At 59.2% G+C, this 14,725-nt stretch carries 15 protein-coding genes and 1 pseudogene; 5 read left to right on the top strand and 11 right to left on the bottom strand.

The features are described from left to right. Nucleotides 1-11: 11 nt before the first annotated feature. The 7 genes and pseudogenes from QMO76_RS04110 to QMO76_RS04085 all read right to left on the bottom strand — a co-directional run bounded on the left by QMO76_RS04110 (nucleotide 12) and on the right by QMO76_RS04085 (nucleotide 7,000). Nucleotides 12-380, bottom strand: coding sequence for a hypothetical protein (locus QMO76_RS04110; RefSeq protein ID WP_306359813.1), 369 nt, complete (start codon nucleotides 378-380; stop codon nucleotides 12-14). A 255-nt stretch (nucleotides 381-635) separates the two neighbouring features. Next, a pseudogene (locus tag QMO76_RS35275) lies at nucleotides 636-845 on the bottom strand (helix-turn-helix domain-containing protein); the annotation flags it as partial. A 164-nt stretch (nucleotides 846-1,009) separates the two neighbouring features. Then, nucleotides 1,010-1,993, bottom strand: coding sequence for a UDP-glucose 4-epimerase GalE (gene galE, locus QMO76_RS04105; RefSeq protein WP_306359812.1), 984 nt, complete (start codon nucleotides 1,991-1,993; stop codon nucleotides 1,010-1,012). A gap of 375 nt (nucleotides 1,994-2,368) precedes the next feature. After that, a complete protein-coding gene (locus QMO76_RS04100; protein WP_306359811.1) occupies nucleotides 2,369-2,917 on the bottom strand; it encodes an rRNA adenine N-6-methyltransferase family protein in 549 nt (182 codons plus the stop codon). A gap of 31 nt (nucleotides 2,918-2,948) precedes the next feature. Next, nucleotides 2,949-3,668, bottom strand: a complete 720-nt coding sequence (locus tag QMO76_RS04095) for a PIG-L deacetylase family protein (protein WP_306359810.1) — start codon at nucleotides 3,666-3,668, stop codon at nucleotides 2,949-2,951. Continuing rightward, entirely contained in the window at nucleotides 3,643-5,319 is a 1,677-nt protein-coding gene (locus tag QMO76_RS04090) for a carbamoyltransferase C-terminal domain-containing protein (protein WP_306359809.1), read from the bottom strand. Before QMO76_RS04090 ends, QMO76_RS04095 begins: the two co-directional genes overlap by 26 nt. Before the next feature lie 796 nt (nucleotides 5,320-6,115). Beyond that, nucleotides 6,116-7,000 (bottom strand): glycosyltransferase, encoded by an 885-nt coding sequence (locus QMO76_RS04085; protein WP_306359808.1) that lies wholly within the window; start codon nucleotides 6,998-7,000, stop codon nucleotides 6,116-6,118. A gap of 778 nt (nucleotides 7,001-7,778) precedes the next feature. Here QMO76_RS04085 and QMO76_RS04080 point away from each other — a divergent pair. Both QMO76_RS04080 and QMO76_RS04075 read left to right on the top strand, forming a co-directional pair. After that, nucleotides 7,779-8,129: a hypothetical protein gene (locus QMO76_RS04080; RefSeq protein ID WP_306359807.1), complete on the top strand. Its 351-nt coding sequence runs from the start codon at nucleotides 7,779-7,781 to the stop codon at nucleotides 8,127-8,129. Nucleotides 8,130-8,299: 170 nt separating this feature from the next. Continuing rightward, the gene (locus tag QMO76_RS04075) at nucleotides 8,300-8,482 is read left to right on the top strand and encodes a hypothetical protein (RefSeq protein ID WP_306359806.1); all 183 of its coding nucleotides are present in this window, start codon (nucleotides 8,300-8,302) and stop codon (nucleotides 8,480-8,482) included. A 354-nt stretch (nucleotides 8,483-8,836) separates the two neighbouring features. Here the strand turns inward: QMO76_RS04075 and QMO76_RS04070 are convergent, their stop codons facing one another. Both QMO76_RS04070 and QMO76_RS04065 read right to left on the bottom strand, forming a co-directional pair. Next, entirely contained in the window at nucleotides 8,837-9,049 is a 213-nt protein-coding gene (locus QMO76_RS04070) for a hypothetical protein (RefSeq protein WP_306359805.1), read from the bottom strand. Next, on the bottom strand, nucleotides 9,046-9,630 hold the full coding sequence (locus tag QMO76_RS04065; RefSeq protein WP_306359804.1) for a hypothetical protein: 585 nt from the start codon (nucleotides 9,628-9,630) through the stop codon (nucleotides 9,046-9,048). Before QMO76_RS04065 ends, QMO76_RS04070 begins: the two co-directional genes overlap by 4 nt. A gap of 518 nt (nucleotides 9,631-10,148) precedes the next feature. On the opposite strand from QMO76_RS04065, the gene QMO76_RS04060 reads away from it, so the two are divergent. Next, nucleotides 10,149-11,348, top strand: coding sequence for a helix-turn-helix domain-containing protein (locus QMO76_RS04060; RefSeq protein WP_306359803.1), 1,200 nt, complete (start codon nucleotides 10,149-10,151; stop codon nucleotides 11,346-11,348). 43 nt (nucleotides 11,349-11,391) lie between these two features. Here QMO76_RS04060 and QMO76_RS04055 read toward each other — a convergent pair whose 3' ends face one another. After that, nucleotides 11,392-11,790 (bottom strand): hypothetical protein, encoded by a 399-nt coding sequence (locus tag QMO76_RS04055; protein WP_306359802.1) that lies wholly within the window; start codon nucleotides 11,788-11,790, stop codon nucleotides 11,392-11,394. Nucleotides 11,791-12,085: 295 nt separating this feature from the next. On the opposite strand from QMO76_RS04055, the gene QMO76_RS04050 reads away from it, so the two are divergent. Further along, nucleotides 12,086-12,751, top strand: a complete 666-nt coding sequence (locus tag QMO76_RS04050; protein WP_306359801.1) for a hypothetical protein — start codon at nucleotides 12,086-12,088, stop codon at nucleotides 12,749-12,751. A gap of 232 nt (nucleotides 12,752-12,983) precedes the next feature. Here QMO76_RS04050 and QMO76_RS04045 read toward each other — a convergent pair whose 3' ends face one another. After that, nucleotides 12,984-13,214, bottom strand: a complete 231-nt coding sequence (locus tag QMO76_RS04045; protein WP_306359800.1) for a helix-turn-helix domain-containing protein — start codon at nucleotides 13,212-13,214, stop codon at nucleotides 12,984-12,986. Nucleotides 13,215-13,464: 250 nt separating this feature from the next. Here QMO76_RS04045 and QMO76_RS04040 point away from each other — a divergent pair, with 250 nt between their 5' ends. After that, nucleotides 13,465-14,643, top strand: a complete 1,179-nt coding sequence (locus QMO76_RS04040) for a hypothetical protein (protein WP_306359799.1) — start codon at nucleotides 13,465-13,467, stop codon at nucleotides 14,641-14,643. Nucleotides 14,644-14,725 lie beyond the last annotated feature (82 nt).

The raw sequence follows: 14,725 nt of genomic DNA, 5'->3' as shown, positions 1-14,725 counted from the left end.
CTCGCACCGGATCAACTGGCCAGCACAATAATCGCCACGGTGCCGCCCAACAGCGCAATGCCCAGGTGGGCGGCTACCCACAAGTGATGCAGTCGGATACTGGAGAGCGTCTTGTACCGTTGTTTGTGTTGACTCTCATTCTCCGACCACAGTTGTTCGATTCGTAGGTCCGGGTACAGCTCGGACAAGCGGCGCTGGAAATGCTCAGCACCATACGTATGCAGCTTGAACCGCTCATAATACTTTGCCGAGATCAGGGCGCCGAACAGGCCGAGCACGCCGACCGCGGACGCCACCGCCGCCGACATGATCCTTGAGTCAGACTGCAGCGCAACGTAACTCATGCCACCCACGGCGCCGATCACCACTACCAAGGTCATGATGGCTCGGTGGTTCTCGGACTGTCGAGCCTGGCTACGCTGCTCTTGCCAGAGGCGCAGTAGAACTTCAGCTCCGCCTTCGTATCGGTCGAGTGTTCGATGGATGCTCTGGTACAGCGTGCGTTCTTGGTGCGATTCGACTGCTTCCCACGTAAGGTCCGACTGCATAGGATCGTTGTCAGATTGAGCAGTAGGTCGGGCCAGCCGAAGTTGCACGTCCTCCCACTTGGACAGCCAGCTCTCTACGTCTCCCTGGCATGCTTTGACGAAGGCCTCGGTCGTCTCCCATGTCGGGAAATGGTCACCGCCAGCAGCCTCCGAAAGTGCTGTACGCGAACGACCTGTCAGCCTCGCCATCTGAAGGTACTTGGGGCTGCCCGCATCGACACGGAGTGCGCGTAGCTCAGCGGCAAACGCCTGAATCGGGCCAGCTGAAGGGTCCAGCGGACGTTCCGGACGAGGCATAGCTTATTACTCCAGAAGGCGACAGGTGAATCGAATAACAACTATAACTCCCACCTCGGTCGACCGACCGGAAGCTACGACCATGACTTCGGACCAAACCTTCACGATTGTAGATGCCGTCGATTGAGGCGCATTTGCATTCCAATTATGAAGGGTCGGCTGGTCTAGTCCGCAAGAGATCGGCCCTTTTCCTCCCATGCAAGTGACGAACTTATCGCCTCTTCGAGTGAGTAGACCGGGTCCCACTGAAGTAGGTGGCGTGTGTGATCGATGTCTGCTGTTGAGATCCCGATGTCACCTGGTCGTCGCGACGCAATGCGAACATTGAGATTGCATCCAGCAACGCGCTCGAATGATGCCAGCAGTTCCATAACGGTCGTCCCGACGCCCGTTCCAATATTCATCACTTCGTGATCAGTGCTACCATGATTCATTATGTCATCGAAACGTGATAACGCCTGAATATGCGCGATCGCTAAGTCCCATACGTGTATAAAATCCCGAATGGCCGTGCCATCGCGCGTCGGCCAGTCATTGCCGTAAACAGGAAAATCCCAGCCAAACTTTCTACAGGCGAGCATCTGAGCGATCACATGTGTCGAACTGATATCCACTGTGTTACCCGAACGTAACTTAGGATCCGCTCCTACGACATTGTAGTATCTCATCACGATGGATCGCAGACCAGACGAGGAAACATCGGCTAGAAATTGTTCCGCCATACTCTTCGATGATGCGTACGGATTCGATGGGCGACTCCTATTTGAAATATCACTGACCGAGCCTTGTATTGCAGCTGTAGAACTGAAAACGACGCGATCGCAGCCCAAATCTGTTATTTCCCCGACGAACTTTATAGTTTCGGCCAGATTGACACGATAGTAATCGAGGGGACGTTTCAGGGACTCAGGTACCGACGTCAGGGCTGCGCAATGCACGACGCAGTAAATGTCCGAATGATCCTTGAAAACTCGACGGACCAGATTTCTGTCGCCCACGTCCCCTTCATAGAAAATCCTACCTTCGGTAAATCTACGTTGACCAGTCGACAGGTTGTCTAGAATCAACGGCGTGATACCGGAGTCAATGCAGGCTGAGGCGAGAGTGCTACCGATGTAGCCACCGCCTCCTGAAATCAGGATCTTCATTTTCTGCCCAGCTTATGTATTTACGTGGCCATCTCCATGGCTGCGAGCGCTAGTCGTGTTTCCAAAGTGCACGAGATCTAGGCTCAGTACCGATAACTGAGAATTAGACAGCTGCTGCAGCCGAGTATTCCAAATCTGTCTATCGCTAAGATCGAGTGCACCGAATCTTTGGCCTTTCAACAGATGCAATCGATTTAGCGATGCAGCAAAGTCACGGACTCTCACGCCCGCTCGAAAGTGCACAGCACGAGCCAGCTCCCTAATAATGCAGCGGGGCAGATCGTACTGATCGATTCTATCTAGAACGATGATCGAGCAGTCAGTTCGAGGTGCGGGATAGAATAGATGCCGATCAATGTCAGCTATGAGGCGTTCTTAGTAATACGCATGAGCCAGCAGAGCGAGTCGAGTAAAACCACTATCACCAGGACACGCTAACAGCTTCCTTGCCGACCGCGATCCGAGTATCAGAACAATCCGCTGGATTTGCGGATGCAAAGGAAGTTGCTTCAGCATTGGTTCAAGTAATCCGAAGGGAGGATTGGCTACAATCTTCTGAACGCCAGTAAGGTCAGATTCCAGAAAATCTTCCAATCGCACATCGACTTTCGAGCAACGTTTCGAGATGGACCTTAGCTCCGATTCGAAGCGCTTATCCTTTTCGATAGCTATCACTCTGCGAGCACGCTGCATCAGGCCTACAGTGATTGTACCCAGCCCAGCGCCTACGTCTGCCACCACGTCACTCGCCGATACGTCGGCAGCGTCGACTATGCAGTCGACGACCTCGGTGCTTACGAGCAGATGCTGATCTAAAACGTCGCTGCTGAGCGAAAACGGTAGATCGCCTATGGTCGCCAGCAGTTCAGGATTCACCGCAAAGGTGTCCGAACCTGCCGGCCTGTTACTTCGAGTATTTGTCATACTACAATAGTACTACACTTTCTTGTGGATACTAACCCTCTGTACCCGGCGTGTCCGGATGAGTATTAATCAGCTGAGACAATCTGCTGTCCGATCGGTACGACGCAATTAAAAAAGCCTCCGCGAAGGTTGCCTCACCGTACATCGAGCCACGGTATGCACCCAGCCCACGCGCCGCAGAACCCAGGGAATAGCGGTTGTCTTCGTCGGTATAACACTGCAATGCCGCTTCTTTCACAGCCATTATATCCTCTTGAAAAGAATATACAGCTCCAGGTCGCTGGATCGGTGTCCAGATCTCGTAACAAAGCACGGTGGATATCGGAGAAGCCTTCGCGAGGTGTTGATGCGGACTGTAGGCAAGCCAAGTCGCCTCAGAACCGACCATGCTGACCATGTGATGATCCAGATCTGTCTCCGCCACGTGCGGCAACAAGACAATCGTCGGCTCTATATCCCGGAATACGATGGCGAGCTCCGACGCAACATCGTACCAGCTGCGCATCTTCCGGGCTGCGTACCCAAGGAAGTACGTATCATGGATGTGAAGAATGCTTGCGGCGTCTCTAGCTTGGTCCCGCCGGATCGGAATATGATCAGTGTGCAGCTCTCCATCAGTTACAAATACCACGCTAGTCCGAATGCCTTTAGCCGCTGCGTGCTGCAGGATCCCGCCCGTACCGAATGCTTCGTCGTCTGGATGTGGCGCCACAACGACAACGTGATCAGATGGCTTTGCCGCGTCGTTCATCGTCACTCTTCTTAATGATCACGTTCTCGATGAATAGGGTATCGAGAGGAGAGGCAAAGAAGGTTCGTATTGCGTCCAGTGGATTGCACACGATGGGCTCCCCTGCTCCATTGAAAGAAGTATTCAGAACAATTCCCTTGCCAGTTATCCGGCGAACACACTGAAGCAGATTAGAAAATGGATCATCAATCTCCTCGACAGTCTGCGGCCGGGAAGTTCCGTCTATATGGATCACGGCCGGGTATTCGCGCCGCGCAGCTTCCGTTATCGGAAGACTTACAAGCATGTATGGGGAGTCGAGCGTGTCTCCGAACATATAGGGCACCTCCTTTTGAAGTAGCGACGGGGCGAATGGCCGCCATTGCTCTCTTCGTTTAACTGTATTGACGAGAATCTTCTGACCAGGGATTGTGCCACTACAAAGAATGCTACGATTGCCCAGCGCGCGTGGCCCAACTTCCGCTCTGCCTTGGAACCATCCAATCAGGGCTCCCTCGGCAAGTTGCTTTGCAGCCTCGTCACTCGGGTCATCGATCTCTTTACTATCGATTTCTAACGAACGCAGGAGTGAAACCACACGGTTCGTATCGAACCGCGGGCCCAATGCCCACGAGCCGTTGTGCTCAACGGGCTGGCCTCGTTCAACCGACACATACATCGCCGCTCCGAGAGCAACCCCGCCGTCATGTGGCGCTGGTTGCAACTGCAAGTCAATGCCCTCGGAGTGCAACTTACCGTTGACTACGCAATTTAAGCCGACCCCGCCAGCAACACAGACTGTTGATTCACCGGTGGATTGAATAGCATGCTTCACCAGACCAGTGACTGCGAGATCAAGGGTCAACTGTGCGTCTGCGGCCACCTGTACTGCACGGTGTCGCTCTAATGTCTTTTGGAACGTGTCTGCCGAATGGATAACATTAAGTCCAGCCGGCACTGGGGCACTAGCACCATAATTGTCTTCAAAATATCTTAGCCAGTGTAATACTACGTCTGACTCCAAAGAAGCTGATGGCACTTCCGTATCTATGCCGTTCTGAATCCATTTGAGAGGGAGCTGACGGCGTGATCTTCCATAGGCAGCAAGGCCCATCGTCTTTCCGGCGTCCAAAAATTGAAATCCACAGTACTCGGTAGCCGCCTGGTACATCAGTCCAATAGAGCACGGCAAGGGCCACGATTCCAGCTTTCTCAAACGTTCCCCAGCGCCGTGAAAAAGGGATACTGATTCAGTTTCTCCACAACCGTCTACCACGAGGATCGCTGCCGATTTCCTCGGAATCCAGTAGTATGTGGATGCAGCATGGGCTAAGTGATGCGGAACCCAAGCCAGATCAGGCATGGCTCGTATATGCTTGATCCCTGTGACAGCGCGGATAAATTCGGCACTGGTCAGTGCGAAGGATCGGCCACGGGCTTCGTGGTACTGCGGCAAGTTCCATCCATATGCGACCACGTCGACATCGTCAAGGGTTATACCTGCCTCATCGAGTACGGCGGCGGTTGCCGTGGTAGGCATTCTTGACACGGAGTGCCGAAGGCGGGTTAGTCTCTCTTCCTCGACGAAAGACTTGATTTTTCCGTCGATGATCAATGCCGCTGCAGGATCATGCGTCCCGTCATTCCACCCGTTAAGACCGAGTACTATCATTCTCGCTCCTTTTCCGCGCATGTCCAGGATCGTTCATAGTCCAATAGAAGACCGTATGGTGCGAGGTAAGTTCCGTAGGGTGATGTCCACGCCAAATCGAACTTTGAAGCTGATCGACCTCAAGACTGTCCACATCCACTCCCAGGAAGAATGCGAGCGCTATTCGGGCCTTCGACTCACTATCGACGCTGTACGCTGTACGCACCAATTTGGTGCCGTAGTTTATTCCCTGATCTTCCAGCAAAGCCCGCATTGCCGAGGTGCGTTCCGATAACCGGTCTGTCAAACCCTGCTCGAAGGCCTTTTTGCAGATATGGTATTGATCTCCAGATGGTGCTGATACTACGGCGATCCATATTGATCGATCTGATGAGAGGTTCTTCAATAGATTGAAGACCTCAACGGGCTCCGATATATATCCGAGTACGCGGCAAAACAAGAAGACATCTATCTCAATCGGCTGCGTGAATAGCTTCACGAGCTCGTCCAAATTATGAGTCCTCCCTGCTTGTCTACGGCTAACGAGCCAATCATTGCCGGATGGCTCGACGGAGACAGATGATTCTCTGCCGGTTTCGATTCTCATTTCGACTTCTCCTGTGCCACTTCCGAAGTCGAGGAGTCGAATTTGCGTGAACCCGTGCTCGAAAAGTATCTGGTCTATTGACCGTGCGATCATTAGTGCTTCATTAGATGCCGATCGAAACGTCACGAAGGCGATTTCCTCAGGCCCGGTCCACCGAATAGTCGGCCACATTGCTTTGCTCCTCAACAAACTGAGTGATAGCGTGTATTTTTACAGATGCAATGCGGAGTCCGCGATTGGATAGTGTTTTGTCATCATTTGAAAGTAGTAGCCGGAGGCGAATGCAACCATCCATGCCAGCATATACAAGGCGGTGAGCATGGACTTTTTCCGCGAAACTATTAACAGATAGGCCGGGCTAGCGCCAAGGCGTGCGAAATCTATCGCTAGGGATTCCCTCAGGCTTCGTCGTCCGCCATAAATCCACCCGCCCAGGATGATTCCCTTCTGTATGCCGACACGATATCCCATTCCGTACCGGAATGAACTTCGGAGGTCTTGCAGGATACTCAAAGGCGGGTGCTCGACGATCGCCTGACTATCGAAGCGTATCTCTACCTGGGCGTGAGCTACTCGTTGATCGAACTCGTGATCTTCGCACCAGTGAATTTCGTTGTCGAAATAGTACCCTCCAATCATTTCGCGGATATCTTTTCGGAATGCAAGGGGAGGCGAGTACGCGTTCTTCACATCGGCAGTGTGGTACTCCCTGCTCATAGCTATTACCCGACTCGTCCAACCTCGGTGAAGAAACCGCACCGACCCCTTACACATCGGAGCCATGGTCGTTCCTTTATAGAGCCGCATGATCGTGCCCGGAGAGAAGATGCAATCAGAGTCCATCAGGATTACGACAGGATACGTAGAGACAGTTATTCCGGCGTTGTACGCTTTTCCCAGATTCCGTTCTTCGATCTCTGTCGTTAACAGTCTATGGAATCTTCCCGTGGCGCGCCTTACTGCCTCCCTGACCAGAGTCGTGGGCTTGTTGAATACTATTACCAGCTCGACCGACTCGTCGATCGAGCGAATGCATTCCGCGATCCGAGGGTCGTCGGCCGCAGGAACTATAACGGAGACGGGCAGTGCGTCCATCGTAACTCCGATGTATACGCCGGGCGGGAATCCGACTGGTTGTGGCTGTGGATCGGTTGTTCGATTTCCATCCTTTGTAAGTCAATTTCTGGTTGTCCCACGCGCCGACGGTCAAAAACGTGTGCCGACGGTCTATTGATAGATCTCGGTTGTCCAGTTAGACATGGGAGGGGCTGATCAGGACGCGTATGACGCCGGTCGAAACGGCTCCCCCAAATGCCCCGTGTCATTCCTCCTTACCGACCCCGCCGCCACCGCCCCTCCTCCGGCCCGCACCAGCTGAGTTGTTCCCGCTGCCCACACCGTCTGGCTCGTAAAGTCCACCCGAAACGTCACCTCCTCCCGGCTCCACGGCACAGCTGCAGGAACGACTGCGCCGCAGCCACCACCGTCTCCTCGTGCGCCACGACCATCGCGGTCTCCCCCGTAGTGCCGCCGCACGATCGGCTCCAGCTCCCGGCCCGTCCGCTGTACCAGCGGGATCCAGGATTCCGCCCCGGCCGCCAATGGCAGATGTAGCGCCTGGCTTGTCTGCAAGTACCTGCCCGTATGCCCTTCGACAGAATGACCCACAACACCATGAGCATGACGCCACTGAACTCTCCTGGTGCATCGAGTCGTTCGACGAGCTGGTTGCGGTGCGGGCCAGACGCTTGCGCCTGCCCAAGAGCAGGGGCCGGAGGGGGATGGCACGGAATTTCCACCAAGGCGGGTGTGGCCGGAGGGTGGAGACGTGGCAACGAAGACGGACGACCCAGCCCCGGCCGGTGGCTGAGCGATGCCGCCGCTGGTGTGGCCCGCCTCGGTGTGCTTCGCGGCCGTGCTGGGCTTCCGGATCGGGGTGTGGTGGCAGCGCACCAACCAGCCGGGGCGACATGAGTTCGTCCCTGGCCAGCATCACGGTGACGAAACCGAGACGGTCCCAGAACATTCGGTCGACGAGCTGGACGAGCCCACCGATCCGATGCCGCGCCCGCCGGCCTCGCCCCACCGCCGCCGCCGGCCGAGCGTGGATGACGACACCGAGGTGTTGCCGCAGTTACAGGACATCCGGCCACCGTCCCGTGCGACGCCGATCTGGAAGCCGCCGTGGGTTGACCGCCCGCAGCGGCCGAGACATCGGCGATGAAGGAGCTGCTGGAGCACACCACTCATTCCCGCCCTCATCGCCATGGTCCAGACGACCCGGAGACGCTGGCGGCTTTGGTTATTCGGCCCGCCCTCATCGCAGCCGAACGCAGCGGGGCCACGGCGATGCACCGCCTTCCAAGCCCTACTCGCCCACGGAGGCCACATGCCATGAGCACCCACAGTTTTGTTCAGGCCGATAGCCCGCTGGCCGAGCACCTGTGCCAGGTGCAACTCCTCGAGCTGACGCGTGGAGGAGCCTTCGAACTGCGCTACGCCCATCGCCATCACCATCCGGACGAGTGCCTGGTGCATTTGGCGGTGGCGGTGTTCCTGCTGGAGGCGGCGGACTGACTGCCGACCCGCCCGAGTACCCGGTCTTTCCCAAGCTGCGCTGCGACAAAGTTCGCTGTGCCGATATTCCCTCCCGATTTCTCCATCACGAAACGTCGGCCACTCATCATGGGCATGCCGCCAAACACCGACCAGTTCCCGCGCCAGATGTAGCATGACCGTGCTTGGCTCCTCCACACCCGCGCGCACGCGCAGAAACGGCCCGGCGTCCGGTAGCGGTTGAGCCAGTGTGGCTCCTACGGGCGGCACGGTGAGGGCGAGCGGCTTTTTCAGAGTGGAGCCATAGAAGATGCAGTGCTCCGGGCTCGCTTCTGGCATCGTGGTGTGCCTTCGGATTTAGATTCGTGACGAGTCTCAGTCCCACAGGTCGGCGCATGGAAGCGGCGGCAGATCGGCCCGGACGTCGTCATCGACGGTAACGACCAGCTCCGGGAACCCTTGTGCCAGTTGGTCGGCGACGTTTTGCGCCTGCTCGGCACTGGCCCGGTAGTCCAGAGTGAGGGCACCGGACTCGATGTGGATATGCCGAATGCGTCGGGACGAGTGTCGATCTCGCATGATCGTCACACTCCAGGCAGTTGGCGCCGACCGGTCTCGACCTCGGCGGCCAAGCAGTCGTAGCCCTGGCACAGGTCGACCAACTGACGAGCCTCGGATATCTCGTCGCCGCCGGGCCGCTTGGTCTTGGCAGTCACCGCCTCCCACAGATCCGCCATCCTGGCCGCGATCTCGCCAATGCTCTCCGTGTGCAGCGCGATTTCGCCGACGACGTCAGTTCTCACCCGCGATGCTGCTCTCCCTCGCTGGCGCCGGTACTGCTGCAACCGCTCAGCGACGGCGTCGTCGATGATGGCAACTAGGAATTCGATGTCTGTCTGCGCCACGACCAGTTCGGATGCCGCATGCCGCAGCTTGTCGGCCGAGGCCGTGTCACTGCCGAGAACCTCGTACGCCCGCCGGTACTGCCTCTGGCAGGCCACCAGGTCGAACGCCGGGTCGAGGATGTCGACAGCCGTCAGGGGCGGCTTTCCGCCAAACGCCGCCAAGAACATCTCGCTCGACGGCAGCGGCTCCATCGGCACCCACCCCGGCCCGCTGGCGCCGACTGAATGCTTGTCGTGGTCATCGTCGTGAGTTGCGGTACCCATCAGTGATCACCGTGGATGGATTGCGGAAGGCTTCGTACGGCCGGCGTTAATCAGCACGTCGAGCGCCGCACGCTTCCGTGGGCAGTGCTTGGCGCGGCACGCCACATGAAACTGCATCACGGTGTGCGCCTGAGCGACCGTGAATGGCGTCGGTGGTGCCTGATGCGCTGCTACGCCACATCGAGCGACGCACGGGTACCGCGTGGGCGAATGCATGGTGGCTCTCCAGTCGGGTCGGCTCGATGTCGTTCGAGGCACCCGGTACCGGGGGCTTTCGCCACTGGTCCGGCGGCTCAAGGCGGGCCAGTGCGCCGTGAAGGGCAGTACGGCGTCACCCCGGTACCGGGTACAGGCGTGACCGTACGGCCGCAAAACCGCCTACACCGCCCCGAAATAGCCCAACCCTTTTGAAATATACGAAAACCCGTATATCGTCCGAACTAGCGCCAAAACCTTTGCTAACCAGCCGATTCCGGCGTGCGCGTTGGATCCGACCCGAGGGATCGAGGTAGCCCACGATGCAGACGACCGGTGAGATAATTCGGCGACTTCGCAGATCGGTCGGACTCACCCAGGCGGAACTCGGCGCGCTGCTCCACCTCACGCAGCCGGCCGTCTCGCAGTTAGAGCACGACGGCCCGGCCGTCCATGACGTCCGAGTGCTGCGGCGGGTAGCCAATGCACTGCAGGTCTCCTTGGCTACGTTGCTTCCTGAAACCCGGGAGGAGCCCGACGTGAACCGGCGCCCGTTGTTCCAATCCGGACTCGCGGCGGTCGCCCTATCCGGCGACGGTCAAGCTGCGGAGGATCCGGGTGCGCTGCGGCTACGCGTCAGTCAGCCTGACGTTGACCGAATTGTCCGGAGCATCAACGAGATCCATGAACTCCAGCTCATGGCCGGCGGTGACCAGCTCTGCGCGCTCGCGTCCAGCCAAGTGCGCTACGTCGAGCAGCTGCTCGACCGCGGCACCTACACCGATCCCGTCGGCAAGGTACTCACGAGCGCCGGTGCCGAGATGATGACCGCCGCCGGGTGGGTCCACTACGACGCGGGCCGGTGGCAACAGGCCAAACGCTACTACGCTGACGCCGCCCAGGCCGCCACAATCTCCGGCGACGGCGTCGCGGCCGCGCACGCCTGGATCAACGCGTGTCTGCTGTCGTACCGGGAGGGTTCACGCCCCAAGGAGGGGGTGAAGCTGGCAGAAGCCGCCCAGCTGGCGGCGCGTCGTGAGGGTGGTCCGAAGCTGCGGGCCCTCGCCGCCGTTCGCGAGGCCGAAGCCCGCAGCGTCCTGGGTGACCGCACCGGCACCGCCGCGGCCGTCAGCCGCGCTCAGCGAGCGTACGAATCGGCACGCGGCCATGACCCGGAGTACCTGAAGCACCTGTCGGCGGCCCAACTGAGCGGCCTTTCCGGCCTGGCATTCATGCGGCTCAATGATCACCAGACCGCCGCGGCGTACCTGAACGCCGCGATAGCCGGTTCTGCCGGGTTCGCCCGAGAGCAGGCCGCCTGGCGGATCCGGCTGGCGCAGAACCATGTTCAGGCCGGACAACTCACCGACGCCTGCACGGTTCTGACCCGGCACTTCGACGCCGTCACGACCGTCGCATCGACACGGCTCCGGACGGCTATGGAGAACATCGTCGAGAGCCTCCGACCGCAGGCGGCAGCTCCTGAGGTGGGGGAGTTCCTCGGGAGGTGGATGGACCGGTGAACTGGATCGTGCCGGGATCAGAACTCCACCGGGCGCCGGATCATTAGTCTGTCCCCGCGACCTGCCGCGCAACCCGCTCAGCCAAGAGCTCGTATCGCGTTCTCGTGGCATCGAAGGACAGACAGTACTCGCGAGTCGAGCTGTATCCCTTGGTCTTTGGCTGCGGCGAGGAGAACTCCGTAACCTCGGGAAACTGCTCCCTGGTGAGGTCGACGAGCGCCTCCTCGATGAGGTTGACGTAGTGGGAGACCTGCTTCCCAGACGGCAGCGTCGCCATAGAGTGCAAGATGTCACCGCCAAGGTAGTCCTGGACGACACAGGCAGTCACCGCGCACTGGCCCTTCGCGCGGTTCAGGTCTGTCCAGTCGGACGAGGCGCTCGTTTCTGCCGACCACGCCTGCTTGAGTGCGCGCCGGAGGGCATCGATGGTTACAGAGCCCATGCTGGAATGCTATCTGAGATGCGATGACGCGGGGCGAGCTCGTCAGCCGTTCTGGGCGAGTGACCACTTGTCGGGGCTTCGTCGATGTTCACCCCGTACAGCAGCGACTCGACTCCCTGCGCCCGCAAGACGGCAGCGCCGACACCGGATCCGCCGGAACCTGGTATCACGCCGTCAACCATGTGCCGACCGCCGGTGTAGTGCGGCTGGCCATCCCCCTATCTTTCAGAGTGTCGTTAACGCTGGACGATCGGCCATCGACGTATGGGGCATGGCATCCCGCTCGTATCGAGGTGTGAAGAACCGCATTGCATTCGACCGCGGCGAACTACTGAGCAAGATAGTGACTCCTCGTAACGTCGAGGAGCGGATGGCAGCGCGCTACACCGGCCCCATCGGGGAGTTGAACCGCTGGGTGGATACGGTGCAGGCCGTGACCGGCGAGAGTGTGCCGTACTTCGATCCCAGAGCTGGGTCGCGTGGAGCGAAAGTGCTGATGGTGCTGCAGGATCCCTCGGGCGCTGCGCACGGAGAGTCGGGTTTCATCAGTCTGCACAACAACGACCAGACTGCGCATAACGTGTACCAGCTATGCGAGGAAACGGGACTGCAGTACACCGACTACATCCCCTGGAATGTCATCCCGTGGTGGGTCGCCAATCCCGCCAAGGGGAGGCGCAGTCTCCAGGACGAGGCAGTGCGTGCTCGACCCTATCTTGAGGAAGTGGTCGACTTACTTCCTGGCGACCTCGCGGCGGTCATCGTGATGGGGAAGACGAAGACCTGGCCCGCTTGGACGGCGGCGGTAGGACGGAAGCACCCGAGGTTTCGCAATGCCGAGGTCTTGTTCACCGCCAGTCCAGGGCCGCAGTCGATCTTTCAGGACGACAAGGACACCCATCGCCGGAACCGCGATACCATCGCAGAAGCCTTTTCGCGCGTTGCGGGAATGATTCGGTGATCCGTAAGCGTGACGGACAATCACGAAAACCGCCGAACATCCATCTCGGCGATGAGGTAGACGGTACCGAAACTGGCCATGAACCCGGCCAACGATGCTTTTCCACGAGGTGCGCGTCGGCTCAACTCACACCACCGACCTGAGCGACGGCGACAGAAACGCGCGGTGGCGAGATGCCCCTGGCTCTAGCGGAGGATGCTGAGCCGGGGGCGAAGCCTCCTTGCGGCGGTGATCAGCCGAGGCGTCCCACAACCTCCGCGAGTGTCACCCCCAGCGCCTCCGCCACATGCCGCAACTCGATCACATCCAACCGCCGCTCGCCGCTCTCGTACTTACTGACGAAGGACTGGGGGACGTCAAGCCGGGCGGCCACCTCCACCTGGGTGAGGCCCGCGTCGCGGCGCAGCTGCCTTAGCACCGCGCAAAGGCGCTGGTACTCGGCCGAATAGATCGACTTTTCCACAAGGCAAACCGCACCTTGCGCCGCGCAATATCCCAATTTAGGATATTTCGCACCGCGCCCATTCCGGCGGCGCGGCAACCGGGTAGGGAGGTGAACCATGGGCGGCGGTGACGGCTTCATCGGCGGTGGCGACGGCTAAAATGCCCTCGTGTCGACATGAAAGGGTCGTAGTGGACAGAATGAAACCCGCTGCGGCCCTTTCCCTTTCGCTATTAATCATTGCTTAGGCTTGCTACAATAGTGGCAGTCTATGCACGATCAGCTTCAGCGCATCACCAAACTGCAGACCATCATCGCCGCCATCCTGGTGGCTGGTCTTGGAATCGGGTTGATGGTGCTGGGTGCGTACTTGTCCGAGACCCTGGCACCGGGCTGGCTCAGCTTCTTCCCCTGGAGCGAGGTCGGCGGCACTCTGCTCGTGGCCGCGGTGCTCGGCCTGGGCATCGACTACTTCGTCGGCAAAGATCGGGAAGCCCGCGACGTCGCCCGGCTCAAGCGAGTGCTGGCCGAATCCGCTCCAGCCATGCGCGACGCAGTGATCCAAGGATTCGCGCTCGGTAACCAAGACCTCGCGCGAGTGGCCAGCCCAGAAACGCTCGACGGCGTCATCCGCAACAGCCTCGCGCTGCGTCTCGGTGACAAGACGTTCGCCGAGGAGGTCTACCAAGACATCCGCGACCAGGCCATCCAGGCGTCGGAGCGCTGGCACGACGCCAAGGTCGAGATCCGGCTGTCGCCGGCCTCCTACCTCCCGTCGAAGAACCCCGCCCGGCCAGATCTCTTCACCGTCACGGTGCGCTGGGAGTACAGCGTCATCCCCAGACACCAATCGCGCCGCTTCGCCGCCGTCTCCGACAAGACCGAATACGCCGAACTGGCGCGCGAGGATGGCACCTTCGCCTGGTATGTCACGCCCAAAGAGGGCATCGACGCCACCGATCAGGTCGCGTTCGAACTACTCCAGTTCAGTGTCGACGGACAGGAGCGCACCATCCGGCGTTCCGCCCGAAAGACTGGGCAGATCTACACTGCCGACCTCGGCCTCGATGTGAGGCAGGCCGAGGCACCGGTCACCATCGCGTACACCTACCGCACCGTCACCGAGCGGCGCGGCCACCTGCTCTTCGTCGACATCGAGCAGCCCACCCGCGGCATCGAGGTCGAACTCGACTACAGCGACTGCGCTATCGAGCGGGTCAGCGTGCTCGACTTCATCGCCAGCAGCAGGGCAACCCGTATCGAACGCTCACCAAACACTGTGCCCGGCAGATCCGTTCGGGTCGGCCTTGACGGCTGGGTCTTCCCGCGAAGCGGCGTCGGATTCGTCTGGGTTACAGCTGAGCGCCCGGCTTCCACTATTGCATCCAGCAACGGCGCCCGGAAGCGGCCGCGCAACGTCCGAGCCCCGGGCGGGTCCTCTTTGGACTGACCGGTTGTGCCAAATCCGTGAACCCGGCGCTCCCTCGCCGCCGGCACGTTAGCGTCAGGTTCGCCAATGTGGCAGTGATCTT

The organism is Nocardia sp. CC227C, from assembly GCF_030767025.1.
Taxonomy (GTDB): Bacteria; Actinomycetota; Actinomycetes; order Mycobacteriales; family Mycobacteriaceae; genus Nocardia.
The sequence above is the reverse complement of the archived record's forward strand: the minus strand, read 5'-3'. Positions and strand labels throughout refer to the sequence as shown.

Bases quoted from the DNA above. Each gene is read 5' to 3' on its own strand.
- QMO76_RS04065 (WP_306359804.1), bottom strand. From the start codon at position 9,630: ATGGGTACCGCAACTCACGACGATGACCACGACAAGCATTCAGTCGGC.
- QMO76_RS04055 (WP_306359802.1), bottom strand. From the start codon at position 11,790: ATGGGCTCTGTAACCATCGATGCCCTCCGGCGCGCACTCAAGCAGGCG.
- QMO76_RS04085 (WP_306359808.1), bottom strand. From the start codon at position 7,000: ATGGACGCACTGCCCGTCTCCGTTATAGTTCCTGCGGCCGACGACCCT.
- galE (WP_306359812.1), bottom strand. From the start codon at position 1,993: ATGAAGATCCTGATTTCAGGAGGCGGTGGCTACATCGGTAGCACTCTC.
- QMO76_RS04095 (WP_306359810.1), bottom strand. From the start codon at position 3,668: ATGAACGACGCGGCAAAGCCATCTGATCACGTTGTCGTTGTGGCGCCA.
- QMO76_RS04040 (WP_306359799.1), top strand. From the start codon at position 13,465: ATGCACGATCAGCTTCAGCGCATCACCAAACTGCAGACCATCATCGCC.
- QMO76_RS04060 (WP_306359803.1), top strand. From the start codon at position 10,149: ATGCAGACGACCGGTGAGATAATTCGGCGACTTCGCAGATCGGTCGGA.
- QMO76_RS04075 (WP_306359806.1), top strand. From the start codon at position 8,300: ATGAGCACCCACAGTTTTGTTCAGGCCGATAGCCCGCTGGCCGAGCAC.
- QMO76_RS04110 (WP_306359813.1), bottom strand. From the start codon at position 380: ATGACCTTGGTAGTGGTGATCGGCGCCGTGGGTGGCATGAGTTACGTT.
- QMO76_RS04080 (WP_306359807.1), top strand. From the start codon at position 7,779: ATGCCGCCGCTGGTGTGGCCCGCCTCGGTGTGCTTCGCGGCCGTGCTG.
- QMO76_RS04090 (WP_306359809.1), bottom strand. From the start codon at position 5,319: ATGATAGTACTCGGTCTTAACGGGTGGAATGACGGGACGCATGATCCT.
- QMO76_RS04100 (WP_306359811.1), bottom strand. From the start codon at position 2,917: ATGACAAATACTCGAAGTAACAGGCCGGCAGGTTCGGACACCTTTGCG.